We start from the raw sequence: 23630 nt of genomic DNA, 5'->3' as shown, positions 1-23630 counted from the left end.
GTATACAGAGTTTTTTATGTTTGTGAAATAGGTTCTATTGTCAACGACAATCTAATTCTACATAAAAAAGTCATTTAAAAAGTGCAGAGAATTTATTTATTTAAAAGAGTATTTGTGATTTCTTTTCTAGAAGACATATACTCTTTTCTATCTTTTAATCTGTATGATTCTCCTTTAATATTAACTACCGTTGCGTGATGAAGTATTCTATCTAGAATAGCAGCCGCTATTGTATTATCTGAAAATACTTCACCCCACTGTGAAAATGACTTATTTGAAGTAAATATAGTTGAACACTTTTCATATCTTTTAGCTATTAGTTGGAAGAATAGGTTAGCCCCTTGAATATCCATAGGAAGATACCCTATTTCATCTATTATCAATAGCTTGTACTTAGCGTAATGTTTGAGTTTCTTTTGAAGTTGGTTTTCAAAGTGTGCCTTATTTAGTTCTGATATTAAGTCCTGACAACTAATATAATATGTTAAATGCCTATTCTTAGCTGCTGTGATACCTAATCCTATAGCTAAATGGGTCTTACCAACTCCAGGTGGTCCTAAGAACACCACATTTTCAGCATTATGCACAAACCTTAATGTAGATAATTCTTCAACTAATCGTTTATCAACTGAAGGTTGAAATTCAAATTCAAAGTCTTCCAAGGTTTTTCTATATGGAAAACCTGCTACATTTACCTGTATTTCTGAAGCTCTTGTGTCTTTAAATTTAGTTTCTTGATCTAAAAGATAGTCTAGTATATCTACTATATTGGTTTCTTCTTTTAAGGCTATTTCCAAATAGTTATCTATTATTTCATTTATTTTTGTTAGTTTTAGCTTTTCTAAGTTATTTTTAATTCTCTCATAAGCTACATTACTCACTTTTTCCCTCCTCATAAATTTCATCATATGTTGATAAATCTCTATCTTCTACATCAAAAGAGGGATTAACATTTGTTTTAATCAATGTATTTTTACCATATCTTTTTGGAGATACTATACCTATAGATTCATAATGCTCTTTTAAGACTATTAGTTTATTCCTATCAAAGCATGTGCTATGAGTTGATATTAATGAGCTATTATGATAAATTTTAACTAAGTTGTCTGTAGAGAATACTGAAACTTCTTTTCCTATATATTCTGGTGGGACAGAATATTTATTACCCTTAAAGGAAATCAAGCAGTCTTTCTCTACTTTTCTTTTTTCTTCAATACTTAAAACATATTCTCGATCGAATTTATTTAACTTTTCTTTTTGCAGCATTTCATAAGGAATTTTATTTGTAGTTCCGTGGACCTTTCTATTTATCTTTTCACACCAGGAGAGAGCTTCATTATTTAAATCTATTAGGTTAACAAATTTAATACCAGTAAAGAAGTTATCCCTTACATATCTGACTGTTCTTTCAATTTTACCCTTAGTCTGGCCTCGGTAAGGCCTACATAGTATAGGTTTTATTCCGTAAAATCCTGCAAAGTCCTCAAATAATGGATTTAACTTAGAATCTTCTTGCTTTATCATTCTTTTTACAACAACTTGCTTCATGTTGTCATAGAGTATATGCTCTGGATATCCATTAAAATATCTAAAAGCATTATTATGACATCTTATTAGAGTTTCTGTGCTCATCTCTGTAACAAATTCTATATATCGCATTCTCGAGTACCCTAAAATCATTAAAAAACAATACAGTTTATGTTCTCTTCCTAGTTCATCCATGAATGTTCCAAAATGAGCCCAATCAACTTGACCCTGTTTCCCAGGTAAAGTTTCGAATCTGACTGTAGCTTTTGTATTTAGCTCTTTCTTTTTAGTTCTAACATAGTTTTTAACTATACCAATTTTACCATCAAACCCTTGATCAGTTATTATTTCTAATATCCTTACAGCACTATATGGGGCTTCCTCTAGTAACTCATCTATCATAGGTTTAAAGTCATCTAACTTAGAAGGTTTATCTTTAGTTAATGTATATTTTGGCGTCTCAATAGCTGCTGCATACTTTTTAGCTGTTCTCCAATTGATATTATATTTTCTTGATATTTCTGAAATGGATAGCCCCTTAAGATAATCATTTCTTATATCCATCCAAAGTTCTCCTTTCATATTCACACCACCTATTATTTTTTATTCTTTAGGTAGTGTTCCCTCTTTGATTAAGAACTCTGTACTTTTTGATTACCTTTTATCTGTATTTTATCATTGTCCTTTACAATATAAATATAATTAGAATAATATAAGGAAATATACTGACTGTTCTTTATTATATATAAAGGTAAAGTGATAATGATTATATTGAGAAAACTATATAAATGGTGTGAAATTTTGAAACATGAAATTATATATTTGTTATTAAATAATGTTTTGAAAAATATGATTTATTATATTATGATGAATAAGATAATGTTATAAAAATATCATAATTCAATTTCTTGTTGATTTAGGAATAAAAGAGGGTATATATACAGAAAATTCAAATTGATGTAGGGTTTATTATATGAAAAGTCACAAAACAATTCATTCAGGTATATTAGGTCTTGGATAAAGGAAAGGAGTTTGAAAACTGCTTTGGCAATGGCAATACTTACACTTATGTATCTTCCATACTCCTACAAATCATATTGTATATGTCTTTAGCAGAATGTTTGACGCAACTATAGGAGCTATTTTTGTCATAATAGTAAGTGAATTTCTTGGAAGAAATTGGATTGCTAAATGGCTTGAAAGAGAAGTTACTGGGGAGAGGAAAAAATAAAAGGGATAAGTTAAAAAGATGTATTCTTGTGTACTGTTATAAAGACCTTTTGCTTACTTATAAATCTTCAAGCAGTAGAAACAAATAAACTTATGAGAAAGGGAGATACATATGATTAAAAAGAAATTGAGTCTCAAAAATTCAAAGATATTAACAAAGCAATTCGAATCACTTTTTTCTAAGATTTTTACCTTTGTTGGTATACCTGTTATACTGGCATTTGTAGTAGTTGGTGTTATTATGTTGGTTCTTGTTAGTACAAGTGTGAATAAACTTACGACTAATGAGTTGGTAGCTAGGTCTCAAGCTGCTTCTCATGAAATTAACAACTATTTTACAAAACATTTTGAAATAATTAAAACGGCTGCATCAAATGCCTATCTTGAAAGATTATTTATTGAAATAGACGCAGGTACTAGAATTGATGATTATGAGGAATTTGATTCCATTAGAAAGACTCTTAGAAATATTCAAGATGAATATAGTGATTCTGTTTTAGCTGTATGGATAGCAGATGTAAACTCAAGTCAATTGATAAATGCAGATGACTATCATAGCGATGGAAGTTGGGATATACAAAATAGATCTTGGTTTATAGAAATGAGTAATAAAAAGACAACTATTTTGACAGAGCCTTATGAGGATACGGCTACTAAGCTACAGGTTGTTACTGTAGTTACACCTATATTTAAAGCAGGGACTCAAGAAATCATTGGAGCAGTGGGTTTGGATTTCTCCCTAGAAGAACTTGGAGAAACAGTAGGCTCATATACTCTGGGAAAAACTGGATTTTATATTTTGACAACTAAATCTGGTCAAATAATTTATCATCCAGTTGAAGAAAATATAAATCAGCCAATTTCAGATGTATCTATGTCCCAAAATATTAAAGAAGCAATACTGTCTCAATCAGAAGGTAGTTTAAAATATACATCTCATAATACTAAGAGCTATGGATATGTATCATTAGTAGGTGATACAGGCTGGACAATTGCAGCTGGTTTACCTAGTGGAGAATTTAATAAGGATTCTTATATAATATTTATTTTAATGGTTGTTATATTTGTAGCCGCTATTGCAATAATTGGTATGATTATCTGGGCTTTATCGATACAGATTGTAGCTCCAATTAAAGAATTGACAAATACAGCAAACTTAATTGCCGAAGGAAATCTTGATGTTTCAGCAGATGTGAGTTCTAAAGATGAAATTGGGCAAATGGGAGAGGCAATTAACAAAACAGTCGTTCAATTACGTAGATATATTGCATATATAAAAGAAATTACGTTTACTCTTGAAAATATGTCTCAAGGAGATATGCGTATTCATCTTGAGGAAGATTATATTGGAGACTTTGAGTCTATTAAACTTGCTTTTATGAATTTATCAACTTCTTTAAATCATACGCTTCGTACTATTGATATAGCAGCAGAACAAGTAAGTGCTGGCTCAATTCAAGTTTCTGATGGTGCTCAGGCTCTTGCATCAGGTGCTACTGAACAAGCAGCATCTATTGAAGAACTAAGTGCATCGATAGAACAAGTTGCAGAGGAAGCAGTTGAGAACACATCAAATGTAGCCGCAGCAGCAAAATATATTGAAGAAGTAGGAGAAAAAGTAGATACTGGAAATGAACATATGAAGCAATTAACTAATGCAATGAAAAATATTCACTCAGCTTCTAGTGAAATTGCTAGTATAACTAAGGTTATTGAAGATATTTCATTTCAGACAAATCTCCTTGCATTAAATGCGGCAATTGAAGCAGCACGGGCAGGAGAGGCAGGAAGGGGATTTGCAGTTGTGGCAGATGAAGTAAGAAAACTAGCAGCAAAATCTTCAGATGCAGTCAACCAAACAAGTAAGTTAATTCAAATGTCAGTGGATGCTGTAGAAAAGGGTATAGAAATAACTGATGATACAGTAAAAGTTCTACAAGATGTTCAAGAAAAAACTTCTCAAGTAGTAGAAAGTTTTGATAATATAAAGAAATCATCTTTTGAACAAACTAATACAATTGAGCAGATAAAAGAAGGTATTTCAGAAATATCTGCTGTTATACAAAATAATGCAGCTACAGCAGAAGAAAACTCAGCCACTAGTGAAGAAATGTCAGCACAAGCTGTTACATTAAATGAAGAGGTCGGAAAATTTAAGCTGAATTCATAATTATATTGAATTACTTACTAAAAGGGTCAAAAATCAGTGGAAAACACTATTTTGGCCCTTTTAGTTATATTTATACTAAGTCCAGATTTATTTTATATTAGTTTTTGAAATTGACTCATATGTAAGTTCTCATAAAAAACTTTCTTCATCATTAATTCATCGTGAGTACCTTGTTCAACTATAACTTCATTATTCATAACAATGATTAAATTTACATTTCGAAAAGGGAAAATATCAAGAGGCAAAAGATAATGAAACTGTTGGAGACCAAAGACGACAGCAGAAATAGAAAAAGCTATAAGCTTGATAAAATAAAAGTCTTTACAACAGCAGCGATTGATAAATTGGCAGGTGTAAAAAGATAGAAAAACACCTGCTCGTTTAATATACACAAAAAGAAATTTAGCCTTAAATAAGGATTATAAAATTAAGATATCAAAGATAGGAACTATAGATAATTATAAAAAAGAAGTTGAATAGAAAATTTATTGACTAAGGGGTGAAATTACATTATGGCAAATATAAAAACAAGAGCATTGAAAGAAGGGGAATATTCTTTAATAATACAAACTATTCAAGAGGGATTAATAACAGCAGATGGTAGGCAGATTAAACTTAATATTAGAATAGCTACAGCCTTAGTAGTACAAGCCAATCTGGGTTTAAGAATAGGAGATATAGTTAATTTGCAACTATCGGATATAGTTAAGGATGGGAATAGATATAGATTAAATATTAAAGAACAGAAAACGGGTAAAATTAGAGAGTTTACAGTAGTAAACCAAGTGCTTACATATTTACAGAGTTATGCATTAGATAATAATATAAAACCTAATCAAAAACTATTCAGCATCACTGTAAGACAAATTCAAAAGCATTTAAAAATTGTTATAGAGCATCTAGGATTAGAAAGCATTGGTACACATAGTTTTAGAAATTTTTTTGCAGTATCTATATATAATGAAAATGATTATAATATAGAGTTGGTAAGGCAACTTTTACAACATAGTACAGTGGCAGTAACACAGCATTATTTATCAGTACAACCTCAAATAGTAGAAAAGGCTTTACAAAATCATATAAAACTACCTAAATAATTCTAAAAATATTCATAAAAAGATGCAAGAAGACCCTTGAGTTTACTGAGTTTGAATGCTATGATGGTCACATCCCATAAGGGAGCCACCTAGGTGGTCAAAACTCGAATAGTCACTCCTTGTACAAGGGAACCTACAAACAATTTAATAAGTAGATATAACCACTGAAAACTAGACATCATTAGGGAGGCAGACTATATCTATAGAGATGAGATTAAAAAAGCAGACCTAGATAAGGAAATCTGGCAATACTTTTCAGTATTACCAAATATCCAATCTGTAGGAGTTATAAATGGTGAAAGAATCTATAAGCATTTAATTGGACTTAGAGCTATAACCACTAAAGATGCAATGGAAGCTAAATGGTATCCAATTCCACTAGACTTATTAGACAAGATTTCTACAAGAATTACAGATGAAGTACTACAGGTAAATAGAGTGGTATACGATATAACAAATAAACCTCCTGCCACAATTGAGTGGGAGTAATCGGATGAGAGCTTTAAACACTTTAATACCAAGGGTTTTGAGCTTTTTTTATTTTTGGATTGCACTTTCATTGCACTAAGTTAATTTTTTGCACCTCAAAACTAAAAGTTAGCAGCGAATATTGTTTTTTGGTGGAGAATGTAAATAACTTTGTGCTTTAGAGAGAATCGTTCATCTCTAATCTGACAAGAAATATTAAACTGGATAAAACTTACAACTAAATATCTTGATTTTATCTTTGCCAAGACTGTTTTATTTTATGCATTAAAATGAATAGTTTTGGCAATAATTTTATATAAGTGATGCTATGACTTTTTACAAATGGATTTTAGCTTTACTTTTATAAAAAACTCTTTTGTTTTTTAAGGAGTTATAGGCTTTAAATCAGTATTACAAGCTATTTAAACGCCCATAATTCCAGATTTAGAAGGTTTTTATATGCCACTCAGTATAATTACATTAAAGATGGACATTTACTCGTTCTTCAAAGAAGATGGATAGTTGATTTATAATTAAATCCCAGCTTTTATATCTTTTGGTCCATTTCTTTATGGTATTTTGACTAGCTAAGTAAAGTATCTTTTCTAGAGCTTGATCAGATGGGAACATAGTTTTAGTCTTGGTTACTTTTCTTAGCTGTCTATGAAAACCTTCTATTATATTTGTAGTGTACATTATGGTTCGAATCTCCTGAGGATACTTGAAAAATGGAGATAGTACATCCCAATTTGACTCCCAACTCTTAACTGCATGTGGGTATTTATCTCCCCATTTCTTTTCAAGTTCCCCAAGGTTTTCAAGAGCTTCTTCTTCATTTATCGCCTTATATACTGATTTAAAATCATTAGCAAACTCCTTTGAATGCTTGTAACTAACATATTTAAAAGAATTTCTAAGCTGATGAATTACACATCTTTGTATTTCTGCATTAGGATATGCTGCATTTATTGCCTCTTTAAGCCCTGTTAATCCATCTACGCTAAATATTAATACATCTTGTAGACCTCTATTTTTCAAATCATTCAAAACTCCAAGCCAGAACTTAGCTGATTCATTTTCACCTATCCAAATCCCTAAAACATCTTTAAATCCGTCTAAATTAACACATAAAACTACATAAGCTGCTTTGCTTTTTATCTGTCCATCTTCTCTTACTTTATAATGTATTGCATCCATAAATACAAATGGATATATTGGATTTAGGGGTCTATTCTGCCATTCTTTTATATGTGGAATTATTCCATCAGTCATTTTGCTTACCATTTCGGCTGATATTTCTATTCCATATATATCTTTTATCTGTTCGTGTATATCTCTAGTTGACATACCCCTTCCATAAAGAGCTATTACCTTTTCTTCAATACCAGAAATATCTCTTTTATTTTTAGGTATTACAATTGGCTCAAACTCACCATTTCTATCCCTTGGTACTTCTAGTGGAATTTCACCAAATTGAGTTTTTACAGTCTTTTGGGTATAGCCATTTCGCCTATTATCTGTTTGTTTATTCTTTTTATCTCCTTTAGAGTACCCTAATTCTGCCTCAAGTTCTGCCTCTAACATTTCTTGAAGTACATCTTTAAACATATCCTTTAGATATGAATGAAGATCTCCTGGTGTTGTTAAATTTCCATCACTAATCATATTTCTTAAAACTTCTTTTGGTAATGTTGACATAAAAAATTCTCCTTTCTGGTTCAAATCATATTTTGATTCTTGCCAGAAAAGAGAATTTTATTTCGTAAAAGCACAGATTATTTTACACTACCTTTTGGTGAGAAGTCTAAATTTTCGGTTGGTGGATTAAATTTGATGTTGTTATTTAATTTATTAGTGACATCCCAGTGCATTTCTTCATAATGCTTTTGCTTTCTCTTTAAACACCGTATTTAAATTATTGTAATATCAAGCTTTGAAGCGATTTTTGTTAACTTAATTTTCTCGAGATGTTGCTTTATATATCAAGTCTAGTAAGAAGAAAATAAGCACTTTATGGTGGTGGCGTGGGCTATTGACTGCCAGCACCACCCACGCCATCACCCACATGTCATTTTCTTCTCAATAACCCTGATTTTTTAACTTTTGAGCTCGTTAATATACTTAATCGTGGAAATATATGGTATACTCGTGTCATGTAGTAGAAAAAATAAAGAGATGAGGGAACAATTATGATTGAACTTCGCAAAATTACTCAGGATAATTTAAGGGAAGTATTGGAGCTTAAAGTAGCAAGTGGGCAAGACGGTTATGTGGATTCTAATATTTATAGACTAGCTTGGGCCTATGTTAAAGTAATCAACAATGAGAAACCTCCTCTGGCCTTTGCCATATATCATCATGATAAAGTTGTAGGGTTAGTGGATATGGGATTTTTTGAGTTATCGGAAACTACCTTTTTATTTGAGGAATTTGGCGACAAAGCTACCTATGGAATAAACCATTTTATGATAGATCATAAATATCAAGGTAAAGGGTTTGGCAAACAGGCTATGCAAAAAGTTATCGAATTTTTACGTTCATTTCCCCAAGGAAAAGCTGATGCTATTTATTTATCTTATTGGAAGACTAACGAAGCAGCTAGAGGCCTATATGCATCAGTTGGGTTTGTAGAAACAGGAGAAATATGGGACGGACAAACCGGTGAAAGCTGGGATCCAGAGAGAGAAGATATTGAGAGAGCAGAAGTAGGTGTTAGACTGGGATTATAGACAATTCAATGGCAAAAAATTCAAAGGCTTTTTCTTACAATAATAAATAAATATCAGAAATACTTAGGATAGAGATAGTATAGAAGTTTTAAGATGAGAAGAATATCTAATTGCACTTTTTGTGCACTTTACTTCTTGTTTTGTTATTTTTTAAGTAATTTATAGATCATTGAAATGCCTTATTATCAATGATATTGCGCTATACCATCCATCTCGAAAATTGAGTGGAAGTAGTATCCAAAACCCCTAGAAAACTGATAAATAATAGTTTTCTAGGGGTTGCTTTTATTTGTGGGGTAAATTGATATTGTTTATTTGATTTTTTTTGAGTATAATTTTCATAGAATGTTGATAAATTCTCCTTGTAGCAGATAGAAAATATTATCTACGGTACTATGGCATTTCTCAAAAAAGAGAGAAAATTTATATTTTCTATATAAAAATAGGATTGCCCTCTTGACTCTTCCTTTGGGGAATCCTTTATACTAAGTTTATCCCTGATAGTTTAGAAAGAGGTGGAAACAAATGAACAATTTAATCAAAATTAAAGATGTATCAAGCAAATATGACATTACAGCCCGTACACTGCGTTATTATGAGGACATGGGATTGCTGTCCAGCACCCGAAGTGATGACTACGCATATAGGATGTATTGGACCTATGTCAATATAGTAGACACATTTTCTCGAACAATTTTTATGCAATATTTTTAGATTTATCTTCCCACTCTTGAGGAGTGATATAGCCCAAAGAGCTATGTATTCTCTCACTGTTATACCATGACTCTATATATTCAAATATTGCAAGTCTAGCGGCATCAAAGTCAAAGTATTTAACTAAGTTAACTTCTTCTTTTTTCAATACTGAATGAAAGGATTCTATGCAAGCATTGTCATAGGGATTCCCTTTACCACTAAAGGAATGAGTTATTTTATGCTTTTTAACATATTCTCCAAATTCATAACTTGTATATTGACTTCCTAAGTCACTATGTAGAATTAGACCTTCAGCGGGTTTCTGAAGTATATAGGCATTATCTAAAGCCTTTATAGCCAATGTAGTATCTATATTTTTAGACATAGAGTATCCAACTATCTTCCTGCTGTTAAGATCCATAACAGAAGCAAGATAGCACCAGCCATCTTTAATTGTATGAATATAAGTAATATCAGTTACCCATTTCTGATTAATGCCAGTTGTAGTGAAGTCCCTGTTAATTATATTCTCTCTACTCTCGACTTTACTTCTTGATGAAAATGGTCTGAATTTCTTGCATACTATTGATTTTATGCCTAGCTTATTCATAAGCCTTTGAGTTCTTTTAAGGCTTATAGGTATATTATTAGACTTTAATTTTTCATATATTTTAGGAGCTCCATATCGACATTTACTAGCTTTATATATATTTAGAATTTCTTTTTCTAGAAATCTATTTTCAATGTTTCTTTTGCTCTCTTTTTTATTAATATGCTTATAATATGAGCTTCTAGATACATTTAAAACTTTACACATTAGCTTTATATCATGAGTATCTTTATTATCAGTAATAAACTTATATATTGAGCTTACTTCTTTGCAAATATGGCCATGGCTTTTTTTAGTATTTCATTTTCCTCTTCTATTCTAGCCATCTTCTTAAGCATGGCTTGATAATCAGCTTGAGTAATTATTTTATTATCATCTACTGCTATTGGTTTTGCCTTATTTACCCATGTTAGTATTGTAGATCTTGGTAGGCCATATTCACTATTAAGCTCAGCAAGTGTTTTACCGGAATTATAAAGTTCTACAATGGTATTTTTATATTCATCTGTATATCTTTTTGACATTCTAGACACTTCCTTCCTTTTCTATATTTTATAGTATTCGGAAAATCGTGTCTACAATATTATACTAACACCATATGATGAAAACGCTGTTAGACGACTTGAACAAATACTTATATTACGTAAACTGAATATCAGCATAAAAGACATTCAACGTGTTTTTAATACTTCCAGTTCCGATGTAGTTTTAGAAGTGTTGGGGAAAAAAGTACATAGCATAGACGACGAGGTTGCGCTTTTGCATGAGTTGAAAGAAATCGTGCTGGATTTTATACGGGAAATCGAACGAGTGAACTTTGCAGACAATTCCGACATAAAACTGCTATATAACAAGGCTAAAGGCATTGAAATGCAGTTGATAAGCGTTAACTATATCGGCAAACCCTCCAATATAAACCGTTTGATTGAAATAACGGAAAAATTAGATAAGAAAATTCCTGATATAATGGTTGTTAGGATACCAGAATTTAAAGCGGTAACGTGCGGAAGTCAACCTTGGGGGGAGATGTTCAAAGAAGGGGGATATATGTACCAATTGTGGCAGTATTGTCATTTGTATAAAAGTGTGATTTTTGATTGTTTTGATTTTTTGCTGTCTGAAAATGATAAAGCCCAATGGATATGTGCCGTTAAAGATGGTGTTACCAATGCAGATGTAAGCCCTTTTAAATTGTTCGATTTTCCAGGAGGTTTATATGCCATGGCAGTCAGTATTGACGAAGATAACGAGAGTATACACAAAGTGGAAGATAAAGTTCGGCGATGGGTTGAAAGCACAAATTTTGAACTTGACAAAGATCGCAATGTTATGTTCAATATGCCTTATTTGTATGAAGATGGAAGAGATATTGCCTATAGAGACATAGAAAAAGGACTTGGCTATAAACAAATGCAAAGATATTTTCCCATTAAGCTAAGAGAAGGAATATAAAAATACAGGGAATTTTCAATGCATTATTTAAGTAATTTAGAAATGCAAAGTATGATAGAAGCCGTAGGGAAATAAAAAAAGATGGAGGAATTATCATGAACAAGTATGAAAATGCAATGAAACTTATGGAAGAATACTGCGGAAACGGTAAGGATAACATTATTGCTCTTGCAACTATTGCATTGTCCTCGAATACCGTCGGCAATCCTCGCCCTGCTGTCCGTATGGTTGACGCTTATTATGAAAACGGCGTGTTTTATGTTTCTACAGACGCTAATAAAAATAAAATGCTGGAAATTGAGAAAAATAACGAGATTTCCATTTGTGGATTAGACTTGTTTGTTGCTCAAGGAACTGCTGAAAATCTTGGTTGGGTAAAGGACGAAAGAAACACGGAAATAAGAGCAAAGATGAAAAAAATCTTCACATGGTTCGATGCCCATGGTGACGAAGACAATCCTGACTCAATCGTTCTGCGTATCACCCTTACGGGAGGAACCATAACTGATAATGACAAAAAATACGGTGAATGGCATTATAAAGTTGACTTTGCTAAGAAAGAAGCGAAATAAATGCGCAAGACATTTAAGGATATGGCAATTAATGGTAGCATATATTAAATTAAAAGAAGATAAGTAATATAAAAAGAAAAAAACCTAAAAAATTGACTATATAAAAATCAATAAGTAGGTTTTTTTTATTCTTATTTCTCTATTTTGGTTCAAAAAAATATTAAACTTCTTCCTAATAAATTATTATTTAACAATTGGGTCAGTTTTTTAATTGCATTATTTACCTTTTCAAGGTCAAATTTATTGCAGACATTATTATAAATTTAGTTTAATAAGTAAACAAAATTTGCATCTTTTTATGAATTGGAATTACTAATATTGTTGGTATAGTTCTCATTTTGAATATTTATATCCATGTCACGAATTATCTTTCGTATTACTTATATTAGTATCTGACAATAAAATATTGCCTTAATCGTTGCAAAGATTAAGTATCTAGGATAGAATTTAATTATAGACATTGAGAAGATGACGGTTATGGAAATGAGCTGTATAGAAAGTGAATTTGTTATAGCAAATAATTGATTTATGTTGGGGTAGAATGTTTCAATTTAATATAATATTAATAAGGAATGAGGTATAAGATGGCAACTGCAATAGAAGTTAATAAAAAGAGTGTTAAAGAATTACTTGAGACAGGAAAAAAGAAAAAATTCATTATTCCAGAATACCAACGGCCTTATGCGTGGACTGATGATGAAATTAAAACGTTATTTGATGATCTTATAGAATATACTGAAAATGATAATGAAACTAATTATTTTCTAGGAACCATAGTATCATATGAAAATGAAAATGGTGAACAAGAAATTATAGATGGACAACAAAGAATAACTTCTCTATTTTTATTACTTAGAGCTATATATGCAAAATTGAATTCAATGACTGAAACACCAGAAGTTAGGAACTTTAAAAATCAAATTGAATCAGCACTATGGCAACAAGATGAATTAACAGCAGAGGTTGATTTTGAAAAAATATTGATAGAATCAAAAGTAATGAAGGATGAGGGAAATAAAATATTTATGGAGATTCTAACTAGTGGTAAAACTGGAGAAACCAATGATAATTATACACTAAATTATAAATTGTTTAAAGAATTAATTGAAAAATATGCAACCAGTGAACCAGAACTTTTTTATTGGTTTATCAGAAATATTTTAAATAAAGCAATTTTACTACCAATTACTGCTGATTCACAGGATACTGCACTTACTATTTTTTCAACATTAAATGATAGGGGACTAGCATTATCTGATTCTGATATTTTTAAAGCAAAAATGTATAACAATTTGAAGCCAGAATATAAATCAGAATTTATTGAAAAATGGAAATCACTAGATGAAGAAGCAGCTAATACAAATGAAAATATTCAAAACTTATTTTATTATTATATGTTTTATTTGAGGGCCCTTGAAAATGATAGGAAAACCACTACTCCAGGTATGAGAAAGTATTATTCCAGGAATAATTTTGAGCAGCTATTTAAAGACGAGGTTTTAGATAATATAGAAAAAATGATGACATTATGGGTAGTAGTTAATAATCGAATAGAAGTTGAGGGATGTAGTTGGTCTTCTAATATTGAAATAAAACAGGCTCTTGACTTATTATTGTCTTATCCTAATGAATTTTGGAAGTATCCAGTTATAATTTATTATTTGAAATATAGTGAAGAAGAAGATTTTGAATATATATTTTTAAAATTTTTAAGAAAATTATTTGCAGAACTATCCGCTAAATATATCATTACACCTACAATTAATGCAGTAAAAGGTAGTATCTTAAATTTAAATTCAGAAATAATCAAATCTTCAAAGCCGAAGTTTGAATTTTCAAGAATTAATGAGAACGAATTAAGGGAAAATATGAAAACACCACATAGAAATACGGTACGTATGATTTTAAAAGCCATAACTTATGAAGAACAAGATGAATTACTTCCTGAAAGATGGGAAATAGAACATATATTTCCTACAAAATGGCAAAACAGTTATTTCCCAAATAATACTGATGAAGAAGTTATAAAAACTATAGAAAATATAGGAAATAAAATACCTTTTGAAAAGAAATTGAATATTATTGCAAGTAATGGATATTTTCAAAAGAAGAAAGAAAGCTATAACAAATCCAAAGTGAAAATATTACTTAAACTTTCACAAAATCATAATGATTGGGGTTTAGAAGAGATTAGAGATAGAAATATTAGAATTGCAGATGAATTTATTTTATTATTGAAGTCATGGGGACTAAATGAAGAAAATTTTTTATCCCAAGATGATAATAAAAAGGGGACTATAAATTTAACTGAAGAGGAGCAAGAGCTTATTAAAAAAATGCAGAAAAAAGGTATTGATTTTAATAAATTATAGAATCTAAAAAGATATTTTAATATTTAAATACAGCTAAAAAAGTTATAGAAAATAACTTAGAGTTTATTTAATCAATAAACTTTAAATAAAAGATAAACCTTATAATTCCTAGAAGTTATAAGGTTTATTTTATATAAGTATATCATATGACCAATTAAGTATGAGAGGATTTGTAGACACATAATGAAACTTGAGGATGTGCATATAATTAATGCAGTTTGCTGGAATTTGATGTAGATTAATATATAATATAAATTAAGAATCTAAAAAGAAGCAAAGATAAATGAATATAAACCATAAAAGACTATGGAAGTTATTGAGTGATAGTAAAATACACACAAAATGAACTAAAAATTCAGTTAATTGAGTTATTTATGAAAGGGTGAAATATGAATGAATAAAATATTAATAATAGAGGATGATTCTCAAATCAATAAGATGATCCAAACTTTACTAAAAAAGAATAAATACGAAGTAGTACCTGCATTTTCTGGTACAGAAGCACTTTTGCTATTAGAAAAAGAATCTTTTTCTTTAGTGTTATTAGACTTAATGCTGCCAGGATTAAGCGGAGAAGAGGTTTTGACTAAAATTAATAAACTGAAGATTCCTGTTATATGTGTATCAGCAAAAGATGACTTAGATACTAAGCTTGAATTAATGAGAAATGGAGCTGATGATTATATAACAAAGCCATTTAATAATGAGGAACTAATTGTAAGAATATCAGCAGTTTTAAGAAGAATGGATAAAGTCTCTTTGCCAGATAAAGCATATATATATAAATTTAAAGATTTAGTCTTAGATAGTGAAAATCATATAGTAACTATTAATAGTGAGCCTATTGAGCTTACTATAAAAGAGTATAAAATATTAGAACTTTTAATTAGTAATCCTAAGAAAGTATTTACTAAACAAAATATATTTGAATCGGTTTGGTCTGAAGAGTATCTTTTTGAAGATAGAGTTGTAACAGTACATGTCAGCAATCTTCGTAATAAATTAAAAAATGGTGAATCATATATAAAAACAGTTTGGGGTATAGGCTATAAGATGGAGGATAATTAATTTATAAAACTTGATACTTTCTTGATAAATTCTTAATCTTATTTTAATACCTTTCCTTTATAATTCAAATATAGAGTAAAATAATACTTTGACTTGCAAAAAAAGTAAGGAGGAAAGTATATGAAATCAGTATTACAAACCTGTAGTTTAACAAAAAAATATGGAAAAGAAAAAGCTGTAAATAAAGTTAGTCTCAATATTGAGAAAGGCGATATTTATGGTTTAATAGGTAAAAACGGTGCAGGGAAGACCACAATTATGAAAATGATATGTGGTTTAGCTAGTCAGAGTCAAGGAGATATTAAGCTTTTTGGAAGCAGTGATTTAAAAAAAGGTAGAAAAAGGATAGGAGCTACTATTGAACAACCAGCACTTTATCCTAATATGACAGCAAAAGAGAATTTGATTTATTATAATAAGCTTCTTGGTATTACAGATTATAGTAATGCGCAAGAAATCCTAAGTTTAGTTGGCTTAGAAGATACAGGTAAAAAGAAAACTAAATCTTTTTCTATGGGAATGAAACAACGATTATCTATTGCAATTTCATTAATTGGGAATCCTGATTTCCTTATTTTAGATGAGCCTACTAACGGATTAGACCCTTTAGGAATTAAACAAATTAGAGAATTACTTTTAAAGCTAAATTATGAAAATGAAATTACTATATTGATTTCTTCTCATATTTTAGGAGAACTTGATAAAATTGCAACAAGGTATGGCGTCATTAAGAATGGTGAACTTATTGATGAACTTTCAGCCTATGAATTAGAAAAATCTTGTGAAAAATGTATTTCATTAGTTGTAAATGACTCAGAGAAGGCAGTTTCTATTATAAAAAATATTATAAAAAGTAATGATTATGAAGTATTAGAAAATGGGGTAATCAACATTTATGATTTTTTAGATATACCTGAAGAAATTAACAAAGCTTTAGTTGAAAATAGTGTATTAGTATCAAATCTAACTTTGAAAAACAATGATATAGAATCCTATTTTATAAAGATGATGGGAGAAGATTAATGATGATGAATGTAATTTCAAGTGAAATTTATAAAATATTTAAAAGCAAAGTATTTTATGGAGTTTTAATAGTACTTTTAATGATGAATGCTATGTTACTTATTTCAGGGCTTAGTGCAATCAGATCTTCTACAATATTAGGAACAGGAATTTCTGCATATCAAGAATCTTATCATGCAGATGGCATCATATATATTATTCTTATATTTGTGGTTTTTTTAATTACTTCTGAATATGCAAATGAGACTATACGCCAAATGAGTTGTCGTGGAATAGAAAGATGGAAATTAGTATTAGGTCAGTATATAGCAATATCTTTGATTACTATTGTAGTTGTGTTGGGATTTGGTTTTATAAATTTATTATTATTTACAGTCTTATTTGAATTAGGTGAAGTTAATATTATTGTATTTATACGCATGAATTTAGGAATGATTTGCATAATTTTGGCAACAGTAGGGCTTGGTACCTTTGTATCTCATTTATCTAAAAGTTCGGGCATTGCAGTTATACTATCTATAATATTATTTATAGGAAGTGATTATATAGCAAAATTATTTGCCTTATTAACAAAAAAAGATATTTTGACAATATATGGTCTTGGAAATATGCGTAAGATTATAATTGATTTTAATTCAAGCCCAGAAGTAGTTGTAAAGATTTCTATGGTTCTTCTATTAATTGTTCTGGCAACTATTTTGGGATCTTATTTATTGTTTTTAAAAAGAGATATAGATTAATTAATAGTATATATTGAAAAAGTAAGGAGACGATAATTTTGGATATATTGAGAACAGAAAATTTATCAAAAATTTATGGGGTAGGGGATAAAAAGGTTAATGCATTAGACAATTTGAGTTTAGAAATTATGAAAGGTGAATTTGTTTCAATAATTGGACCTAGCGGCTCAGGAAAATCTACACTTCTTCATATGCTAGGTAGTGTAGACCGACCAACTGAAGGAAAGATATACATAGAAGGCACGGACATATCATCTATGAATGAAACGGAGTCGGCTTTATTTAGACGAAAAAACATAGGTATAATTTACCAAGCTTATAATTTAATTCCTACATTAAATGTTGAAAAGAATATATCCTTACCAATGCTTTTAGATGGAGTTAAACCTGATAAGGAAGAATTTCATAAGATTATAGAAATGCTTGGCTTAAATGAAAGACTTAATCACTTTCCCAACCAGTTATCAGGAGGACAACAGCAAAGAGTTGCCATAGGAAGGGCATTAATATATAAGCCATCAATTATCTTAGCAGATGAACCTACTGGAAATCTAGATAGTAAGAATAGCAAAATAATTCTTGAATTATTAAAACGTTCAAACAAGGAATACAATCAAACAATAATAATGATAACACATGATGAGGAAGTTGCATTATCGGCAGACAGAATGCTTACAATAATTGATGGAAAAGTAGTATCAGACAAGGTGATAAGTCATGAAAATTATTAATGAATACACATATGAGCATTTGAAAAATAATAAAAGACATACAATTTCCATATTAGTAGCTATTACAATTGCTTCAGTATTATTATTTTCACTATGTATTTTTCTATACTCAATGTGGGAGTCAAAATTAAATGTAACAATTGATGAGTATGGATATTGGCAAGGAGAAATAATGGCACCTGTTTTTGGGGAAAAACTAAAACATATTACAGAAAATCCAGACGTGGAATCTACAATGATTAAAGGAAATTGGTACACAGCAGAACTTCATGATGCAAAACGCCCATATTTGTTGTCGAGAGATGCAAATAAAGATTTCTGGAATAATATGAACTTTAAGAATTCTGTTTTAGAAGGAAGGCTTCCAGAAGAATCTGGAGAAATTGTTATATCAAAACTATTTTTTACAGATAATCCACAATATAAAGTTGGTGATAAGTTAATATTGCCAGTAGGCAATCGTATGTTAAATAATGAAATACTTTCAACTAATGCCTATAAACAAGAAGGGGAAACCTTTGAAGCATTAGAAACTAAGACTTATACAATAGTTGGAAAGTTAGATATATCAGGAATTTCTTTATTTCCAGGATATATTGCTATGGGATATTTGGATACCCTAGATATTCTTCCAACTGATGGACTTACAGTTTATATGAATTTTAAAAATCCTCGTAAAATATATAAGGAATTACCAGACATTGCTGAGTCCGTTGGATTAGATAAAAATGAATATGGACAATATGAAGTTAGATATAACACCATGTTACTGAATTTATATGGAATAAGCGATAAAAATACTACAAATATTCAATTAATTTTAATTTTAGCTATAGTTGTAATTATGATTTTATTAATTATGGGGGCATTTATTCTTATTATTTATAATGCGTTTGCATTATCAGCTAACAGTCGAATTAAGGAATTAAGTATTTTAAAAAGTTTAGGAGCCACACCAAAACAAATTAAGCTTTCAGTTCTTTATGAGGGATTATTGTTGTGGGTTATACAGCTACCGCTTAGTTTAATAATAGGATATATATTTAGTAATCTTGTATTTTCTAAAGTTAATGGAATTCTAAGTCTTATGGAAGATTATAAGAGTATGCAGATTAGTTTTTCTTGGATCGCCATTGTTTTTTCGTTAGCTCTCTCATTAATTACAGTAATAGTTTCAGCATATATTCCAGCAAGAAAAGTAGCAAAAGTACCAGCTGTTTCTGGAATACTTCAAAATAGTCAAGTAATAAAAATTAAAAAGCCAAAACCATATTTAGTAAATAAGAATTTTTTTGGAATAGAAGGTGAATTGGCAAGTTCACGATTTTATGCCAATAAGAAGAGTTTACGTGTTGTAATACTTTCTCTCACAATGTCCTTTGTTTTGATAGCTAGTTATATTAATATTATTTCAATATATAATTTAGCTGATTCTAAAAATGATAAAGAGCTTAGTCATGATATTACTCTTGATTTAAATATTGCTGATGAACCAGATATTGAAATGATTAATAAGATTACTTTAATGGCAGAAGTCAAAGATAGTGTTATTAGAAGGCAGGTGCGTACTGCAATATATGTAGGTTCAGAAAATGAGTCCCATATTTTTTCATCTTTAGGGGGATTGTCAGGGATAAATAGTAATAAGTATAATGTATTAAAAGAAGATGATAAATATAGGATCATAGTTAATCTAGTAGGATTAAGTGATGAATCATTTAAGAAATATTGTAAAGACATTGGAGCTGACTATGAAAAATATAATACAGAAAGTACAGTATCAGGTATATTGATAAATGCAACATATCATACTTTTGATGATTCCAAAATAACAGAGGAAGTGCCCTTATTAAATATAAAAGAAGGTAGTCAAATGTGGCTATACGAAAAAATAGATGATTCTATGCGTACGAATAATAATTTTGATATAAAAATAAGTGATATTACAGATAAATATCCTACTGAAATAAATAGTAATAGATACAATTTAGCTTTAATAGTACCCATGGAAAAGTATATAAAAATAGTTGATGATTTTTCCTCAGAACGTATTTTAGAATCTAACAGAATGTCAATTAGTTTGTTAGTAGGAGACGATGCTAGTCCAAGAGTAAAGAAAGAACTAATACAAATTGCAAGTTCTTATTTAGGCGCAGAAGATTTTAGTATATGGACTTTATTAGAAGAAAAAAATCATAAGGAATTAGTTCAGCAGGCAATTAAGATTAGTATTTCTGCTATTGCATTGATGATTGGTATAATTGGTATTTTTAATGCGTTTTCTATTGTTACAAATAATATGAGATTACGTAAAAAAGAATTTGCTATGTTAAGGTCAATAGGACTAACTCCAAAAGGATTAAATAAAATGCTTACATTAGAAGGTTTGCTATTTGCATTAATGCCGATTCTTATTAGTATACCTATAGTGTTTATTATCTGTTGGTACATGTTAAATTTAACACCGATAACATGGGGTGAATATATAAGTGTTTTTCCAAGTAAATCAATCTTAATATATGCTATACTAATATTTATGGCTATATCTTTTTCATATTGGATTTCTTCTAGGTCAGTAAAAAGAAGTAATATTATAGAATCAATGAGAGATGAAGTATTATAGAATTATAGATATGAGTTGACTAAGGTAAAGGAGCATAATATGGGAGATATTTGGGTAGTTACAACTTTTTTTCTTATATTTTTATTAATTATACTAATTATTTATCATTTATATTATCGTATGAATATTAAACATATAACTAAACAATTAGTAGAAATTATGAATATTACTGACACTAATGGACTTCTAACAGTAAAAGCAAGACAGAAAGATATTTTACAGTTAGTAAATATACTGAACAGATTAATTAAGGACATAAGATCATCTCGTATACAAATCAAAAGATTGAATATGAAATTCAGAAAAGGAATAACAAATATTGCACATGATTTACGGACGCCACTTACCACTGCCCGTGGATATGTTCAATTGCTTCAGACAAATGTTACAGAAGAAGAAAAACAAGAATATTTAAAGATAGTATTAGAAAGACAAAATATGGTTCAAATACTTCTGGAACAATTATTTGAATATGTACGTATTGAATCAGGGGAAACTACTTATGAAAATGTACCTATAGATGCAAAAAAAGTTTTTATAGACACTCTTACAATGTATTATGATGATTTTAATAAAAAAGGAGAGGAGCCCATTGTTAAATTATTAGAAAAACAATGTATAATATTAGGAGATGAACAAGGATTAAAAAGAATCTTTTCTAATATATTATTTAATTCAATTATACATGGTAAAGGAGAATATTCTTTTCAGATAATTGAAGAAGAAAGTTATATTTTTACCTTTTCTAATATTAGTGACCCAATGACTAGGGAGGATTTAGATATAATATTTAATCGTTTTTATACAAAGGATCAAGCTAGAAATAAAAACAATACTGGTTTAGGTTTGACAATAGCTAAAGAAATTACGATGCAGTTTAATGGAAGAATAGCAGCCTTTTATAATGATGGGAAATTTTCCATATCTGTTTCTTTGCCTAAAGCTGAATAAAAATAAATGAAAGTTCATTTTAGACCCAGAATGTAGGAGGCATATTATAATAATATGAGTATGAGTATAGATAAATTAACTTGTTGTACTAGTTAAAATTTACAAATATAAAAACTCCAGCAATTATGTTAACCTATCATTAATAACACTCATGAAATTAATGATAGGTTAATATATACTAGAGTCTAATAATATTTTACAAACAATATAATTGGCGAACTAATGACCATTGATTATGAAAAAACTTGATTTAATTTTTGTGAAAAAATTTAAGAAATTTGTTTACTATTAATATACTTCTCTAACAGTAAGTTCTTCGTTAATAGTAAATCCAAATCCATCTTCACGGATTCTCTTTACTGTTTCTTTTACAAATTTATCTGCATTTTCTATAGCTTCTTCAGCTACCATAATACCTTTTTTAGTTATTTCACCTTTGGCTAACATTTCAGCACCGATAATCAGTGGTATTGCTGTAAGTGGAGCCATGTTTCCTGCTACCCTTCCTATATAAGACGCACTTTTACCATCTTTTTTACCATGTAGCTCTGTGGCTGCACATGCAGTAACTCCTTTTAAAAATTCCTTAAGTTCTTCTTCTGTCATTGCTGGTTTGCTTGCTTTTTGTGCTAATAATACGGCTAGTGCAAAATCACGAGGTGATACAGGATTACCATTGATATCAAGTGGATAATTAGACGTAAGGCCTGCTAAGCTAAGGTCTTTAAAGCCTTCGTATGCTGATACTGGTTCAAGGCTGAATCTTACAGATATGTTTTGAATTCCTGGTGAGTATTTTGGGAATGTAAATACTTCAGGATGGCCTATTCTAGTGACTTTACGAACACCATATGGTTCACCAAAATCAAAATCCCATTCTTCACGGAATGAAGGTTCATTTAATTTTTCTCCGTTTTTAATATATGGAGCATTGTGTACACATTCCAACATATGTCCAAGTACTGCAGGGCCACCTGGTTCTTTCTCGTCACATGCAAAGTAAAATATAGCTTCATTTAGTGAGTCAAAGTAACGTTGCTCTGCACTACATGCTAGTACTGATAGAAAACCTGGACTTGCACCAAGACCCATTATCATACTAAGATTTTTTTCTTCAGCTTTCTTTGGTAAGTCTGATTCAAATATTTTATGAAATGCTTCAATATCATCGCAGAAATCAATATAGTGTTTTCCAGCCTTTATTGTAGTTTCTATAATCTTATATGCAAGAACATGATAAGGACCTGTACAGTTAGCAACTACATCACAATCCTTTATAAGTTCGTATAAGGCTTCCTCATCAGAAACGTCAACTTCTGCAGCTTTTACTATTGGTGAGTTAAGACTTTCTACGATTTTCTTGTTCTTTTCAAGATTACGAGATGAAATTATTACCTCGTCAAAGATACTACCATGATTGATTAAATCCCTAATTCCATAAAGTGCTTGAGAACCTGCTCCACCTAATACAACTAATTTCATAATAATCCCCCTTAAATAGTTTTAACGTATTTTATTATCACCTTATTGTTAATATTATATCACCAGTAATTGGAAAAGTCTAACTGTTA

The 23630-nt window shown here is 29.9% G+C and carries 19 protein-coding genes; 14 read left to right on the top strand and 5 right to left on the bottom strand.

Features of this window, described 5'->3' with window-relative positions:
- Positions 1–92: 92 nt before the first annotated feature.
- Complete coding sequence (gene istB, locus KQI41_RS15000; protein WP_216584825.1) at positions 93–881, bottom strand: IS21-like element helper ATPase IstB; 789 nt, start codon at positions 879–881, stop codon at positions 93–95.
- Positions 874–2109, bottom strand: coding sequence for an IS21 family transposase (gene istA, locus KQI41_RS14995; RefSeq protein ID WP_216584826.1), 1236 nt, complete (start codon positions 2107–2109; stop codon positions 874–876). The genes istB and istA overlap by 8 nt, the downstream gene beginning before the upstream one ends.
- Before the next feature lie 760 nt (positions 2110–2869).
- On the opposite strand from istA, the gene KQI41_RS14990 reads away from it, so the two are divergent.
- From KQI41_RS14990 to KQI41_RS14980, 3 genes are all read left to right on the top strand, one after another.
- Entirely contained in the window at positions 2870–4927 is a 2058-nt protein-coding gene (locus KQI41_RS14990) for a methyl-accepting chemotaxis protein (RefSeq protein ID WP_154443004.1), read from the top strand.
- Between the two features lie 512 nt (positions 4928–5439).
- Entirely contained in the window at positions 5440–6024 is a 585-nt protein-coding gene (locus KQI41_RS14985) for a tyrosine-type recombinase/integrase (RefSeq protein WP_154443005.1), read from the top strand.
- A 177-nt stretch (positions 6025–6201) separates the two neighbouring features.
- Positions 6202–6513, top strand: a complete 312-nt coding sequence (locus KQI41_RS14980; protein ID WP_216585983.1) for a GMP synthase (glutamine-hydrolyzing) — start codon at positions 6202–6204, stop codon at positions 6511–6513.
- Between the two features lie 459 nt (positions 6514–6972).
- Here the strand turns inward: KQI41_RS14980 and KQI41_RS14975 are convergent, their stop codons facing one another.
- Positions 6973–8190 carry an IS256 family transposase gene (locus tag KQI41_RS14975; RefSeq protein ID WP_216584807.1) on the bottom strand — a complete coding sequence of 406 codons (1218 nt, stop codon included), beginning with the start codon at positions 8188–8190 and terminating at the stop codon, positions 6973–6975.
- Between the two features lie 491 nt (positions 8191–8681).
- Between KQI41_RS14975 and KQI41_RS14970 the strand changes: the two genes are divergently transcribed.
- Positions 8682–9221 (top strand): GNAT family N-acetyltransferase, encoded by a 540-nt coding sequence (locus KQI41_RS14970; RefSeq protein ID WP_154443090.1) that lies wholly within the window; start codon positions 8682–8684, stop codon positions 9219–9221.
- Positions 9222–9746: 525 nt separating this feature from the next.
- Positions 9747–9935 carry a MerR family transcriptional regulator gene (locus KQI41_RS19435; protein WP_216585591.1) on the top strand — a complete coding sequence of 63 codons (189 nt, stop codon included), beginning with the start codon at positions 9747–9749 and terminating at the stop codon, positions 9933–9935.
- On the opposite strand, the gene KQI41_RS14960 is transcribed toward KQI41_RS19435, so the two are convergent.
- Positions 9919–11051, bottom strand: a protein-coding gene (locus tag KQI41_RS14960) for an IS3 family transposase (protein ID WP_216584700.1) whose coding sequence is annotated in 2 segments (ribosomal slippage) — positions 9919–10814 and positions 10814–11051 — 1134 coding nt in all. Because the reading frame shifts where the segments join, the coding sequence is not laid out codon by codon here. The two genes, KQI41_RS19435 and KQI41_RS14960, sit on opposite strands and share 17 nt — an antisense overlap.
- A gap of 235 nt (positions 11052–11286) precedes the next feature.
- Between KQI41_RS14960 and KQI41_RS14955 the strand changes: the two genes are divergently transcribed.
- The 9 genes from KQI41_RS14955 (at position 11287) to KQI41_RS14915 (ending at position 22059) form a co-directional block, all read left to right on the top strand.
- Positions 11287–11979 (top strand): hypothetical protein, encoded by a 693-nt coding sequence (locus tag KQI41_RS14955; protein ID WP_216585590.1) that lies wholly within the window; start codon positions 11287–11289, stop codon positions 11977–11979.
- 95 nt (positions 11980–12074) lie between these two features.
- The gene (locus tag KQI41_RS14950) at positions 12075–12551 is read left to right on the top strand and encodes a pyridoxamine 5'-phosphate oxidase family protein (protein ID WP_154443088.1); all 477 of its coding nucleotides are present in this window, start codon (positions 12075–12077) and stop codon (positions 12549–12551) included.
- A 584-nt stretch (positions 12552–13135) separates the two neighbouring features.
- Positions 13136–14923: a DUF262 domain-containing protein gene (locus KQI41_RS14945; protein WP_154443087.1), complete on the top strand. Its 1788-nt coding sequence runs from the start codon at positions 13136–13138 to the stop codon at positions 14921–14923.
- 393 nt (positions 14924–15316) lie between these two features.
- Positions 15317–15991: a response regulator transcription factor gene (locus KQI41_RS14940; RefSeq protein ID WP_154438858.1), complete on the top strand. Its 675-nt coding sequence runs from the start codon at positions 15317–15319 to the stop codon at positions 15989–15991.
- 120 nt (positions 15992–16111) lie between these two features.
- Positions 16112–17014, top strand: coding sequence for an ABC transporter ATP-binding protein (locus KQI41_RS14935; protein ID WP_154438857.1), 903 nt, complete (start codon positions 16112–16114; stop codon positions 17012–17014).
- The gene (locus KQI41_RS14930) at positions 17014–17754 is read left to right on the top strand and encodes an ABC transporter permease (RefSeq protein WP_216585589.1); all 741 of its coding nucleotides are present in this window, start codon (positions 17014–17016) and stop codon (positions 17752–17754) included. Before KQI41_RS14935 ends, KQI41_RS14930 begins: the two co-directional genes overlap by 1 nt.
- A 38-nt stretch (positions 17755–17792) precedes the next feature.
- Positions 17793–18485, top strand: coding sequence for an ABC transporter ATP-binding protein (locus tag KQI41_RS14925; RefSeq protein ID WP_154438856.1), 693 nt, complete (start codon positions 17793–17795; stop codon positions 18483–18485).
- Positions 18472–21108, top strand: a complete 2637-nt coding sequence (locus tag KQI41_RS14920) for an ABC transporter permease (protein WP_216585588.1) — start codon at positions 18472–18474, stop codon at positions 21106–21108. The genes KQI41_RS14925 and KQI41_RS14920 overlap by 14 nt, the downstream gene beginning before the upstream one ends.
- Positions 21109–21147: 39 nt before the next feature.
- Positions 21148–22059: a sensor histidine kinase gene (locus tag KQI41_RS14915; RefSeq protein ID WP_154438855.1), complete on the top strand. Its 912-nt coding sequence runs from the start codon at positions 21148–21150 to the stop codon at positions 22057–22059.
- A 288-nt stretch (positions 22060–22347) separates the two neighbouring features.
- On the opposite strand, the gene KQI41_RS14910 is transcribed toward KQI41_RS14915, so the two are convergent.
- Positions 22348–23541, bottom strand: a complete 1194-nt coding sequence (locus KQI41_RS14910) for a saccharopine dehydrogenase family protein (protein WP_154438854.1) — start codon at positions 23539–23541, stop codon at positions 22348–22350.
- Positions 23542–23630: the final 89 nt, after the last annotated feature.

The organism is Tissierella pigra (genome assembly GCF_018917845.1).
GTDB lineage: Bacteria > Bacillota > Clostridia > Tissierellales > Tissierellaceae > Tissierella > Tissierella pigra.
This window is presented reverse-complemented; position numbering and strand designations above follow the sequence as displayed.

Excerpts from the sequence above, each read along its gene's own strand:
- KQI41_RS14930 (WP_216585589.1), top strand. The coding sequence starts at position 17,014 with ATGATGATGAATGTAATTTCAAGTGAAATTTATAAAATATTTAAAAGC.
- KQI41_RS14915 (WP_154438855.1), top strand. The coding sequence starts at position 21,148 with ATGGGAGATATTTGGGTAGTTACAACTTTTTTTCTTATATTTTTATTA.
- KQI41_RS14910 (WP_154438854.1), bottom strand. The coding sequence starts at position 23,541 with ATGAAATTAGTTGTATTAGGTGGAGCAGGTTCTCAAGCACTTTATGGA.
- KQI41_RS14920 (WP_216585588.1), top strand. The coding sequence starts at position 18,472 with ATGAAAATTATTAATGAATACACATATGAGCATTTGAAAAATAATAAA.
- KQI41_RS14975 (WP_216584807.1), bottom strand. The coding sequence starts at position 8,190 with ATGTCAACATTACCAAAAGAAGTTTTAAGAAATATGATTAGTGATGGA.
- istA (WP_216584826.1), bottom strand. The coding sequence starts at position 2,109 with ATGAAAGGAGAACTTTGGATGGATATAAGAAATGATTATCTTAAGGGG.
- KQI41_RS14985 (WP_154443005.1), top strand. The coding sequence starts at position 5,440 with ATGGCAAATATAAAAACAAGAGCATTGAAAGAAGGGGAATATTCTTTA.
- KQI41_RS14935 (WP_154438857.1), top strand. The coding sequence starts at position 16,112 with ATGAAATCAGTATTACAAACCTGTAGTTTAACAAAAAAATATGGAAAA.
- KQI41_RS14970 (WP_154443090.1), top strand. The coding sequence starts at position 8,682 with ATGATTGAACTTCGCAAAATTACTCAGGATAATTTAAGGGAAGTATTG.
- KQI41_RS19435 (WP_216585591.1), top strand. The coding sequence starts at position 9,747 with ATGAACAATTTAATCAAAATTAAAGATGTATCAAGCAAATATGACATT.
- KQI41_RS14945 (WP_154443087.1), top strand. The coding sequence starts at position 13,136 with ATGGCAACTGCAATAGAAGTTAATAAAAAGAGTGTTAAAGAATTACTT.
- KQI41_RS14950 (WP_154443088.1), top strand. The coding sequence starts at position 12,075 with ATGAACAAGTATGAAAATGCAATGAAACTTATGGAAGAATACTGCGGA.
- KQI41_RS14990 (WP_154443004.1), top strand. The coding sequence starts at position 2,870 with ATGATTAAAAAGAAATTGAGTCTCAAAAATTCAAAGATATTAACAAAG.
- KQI41_RS14940 (WP_154438858.1), top strand. The coding sequence starts at position 15,317 with ATGAATAAAATATTAATAATAGAGGATGATTCTCAAATCAATAAGATG.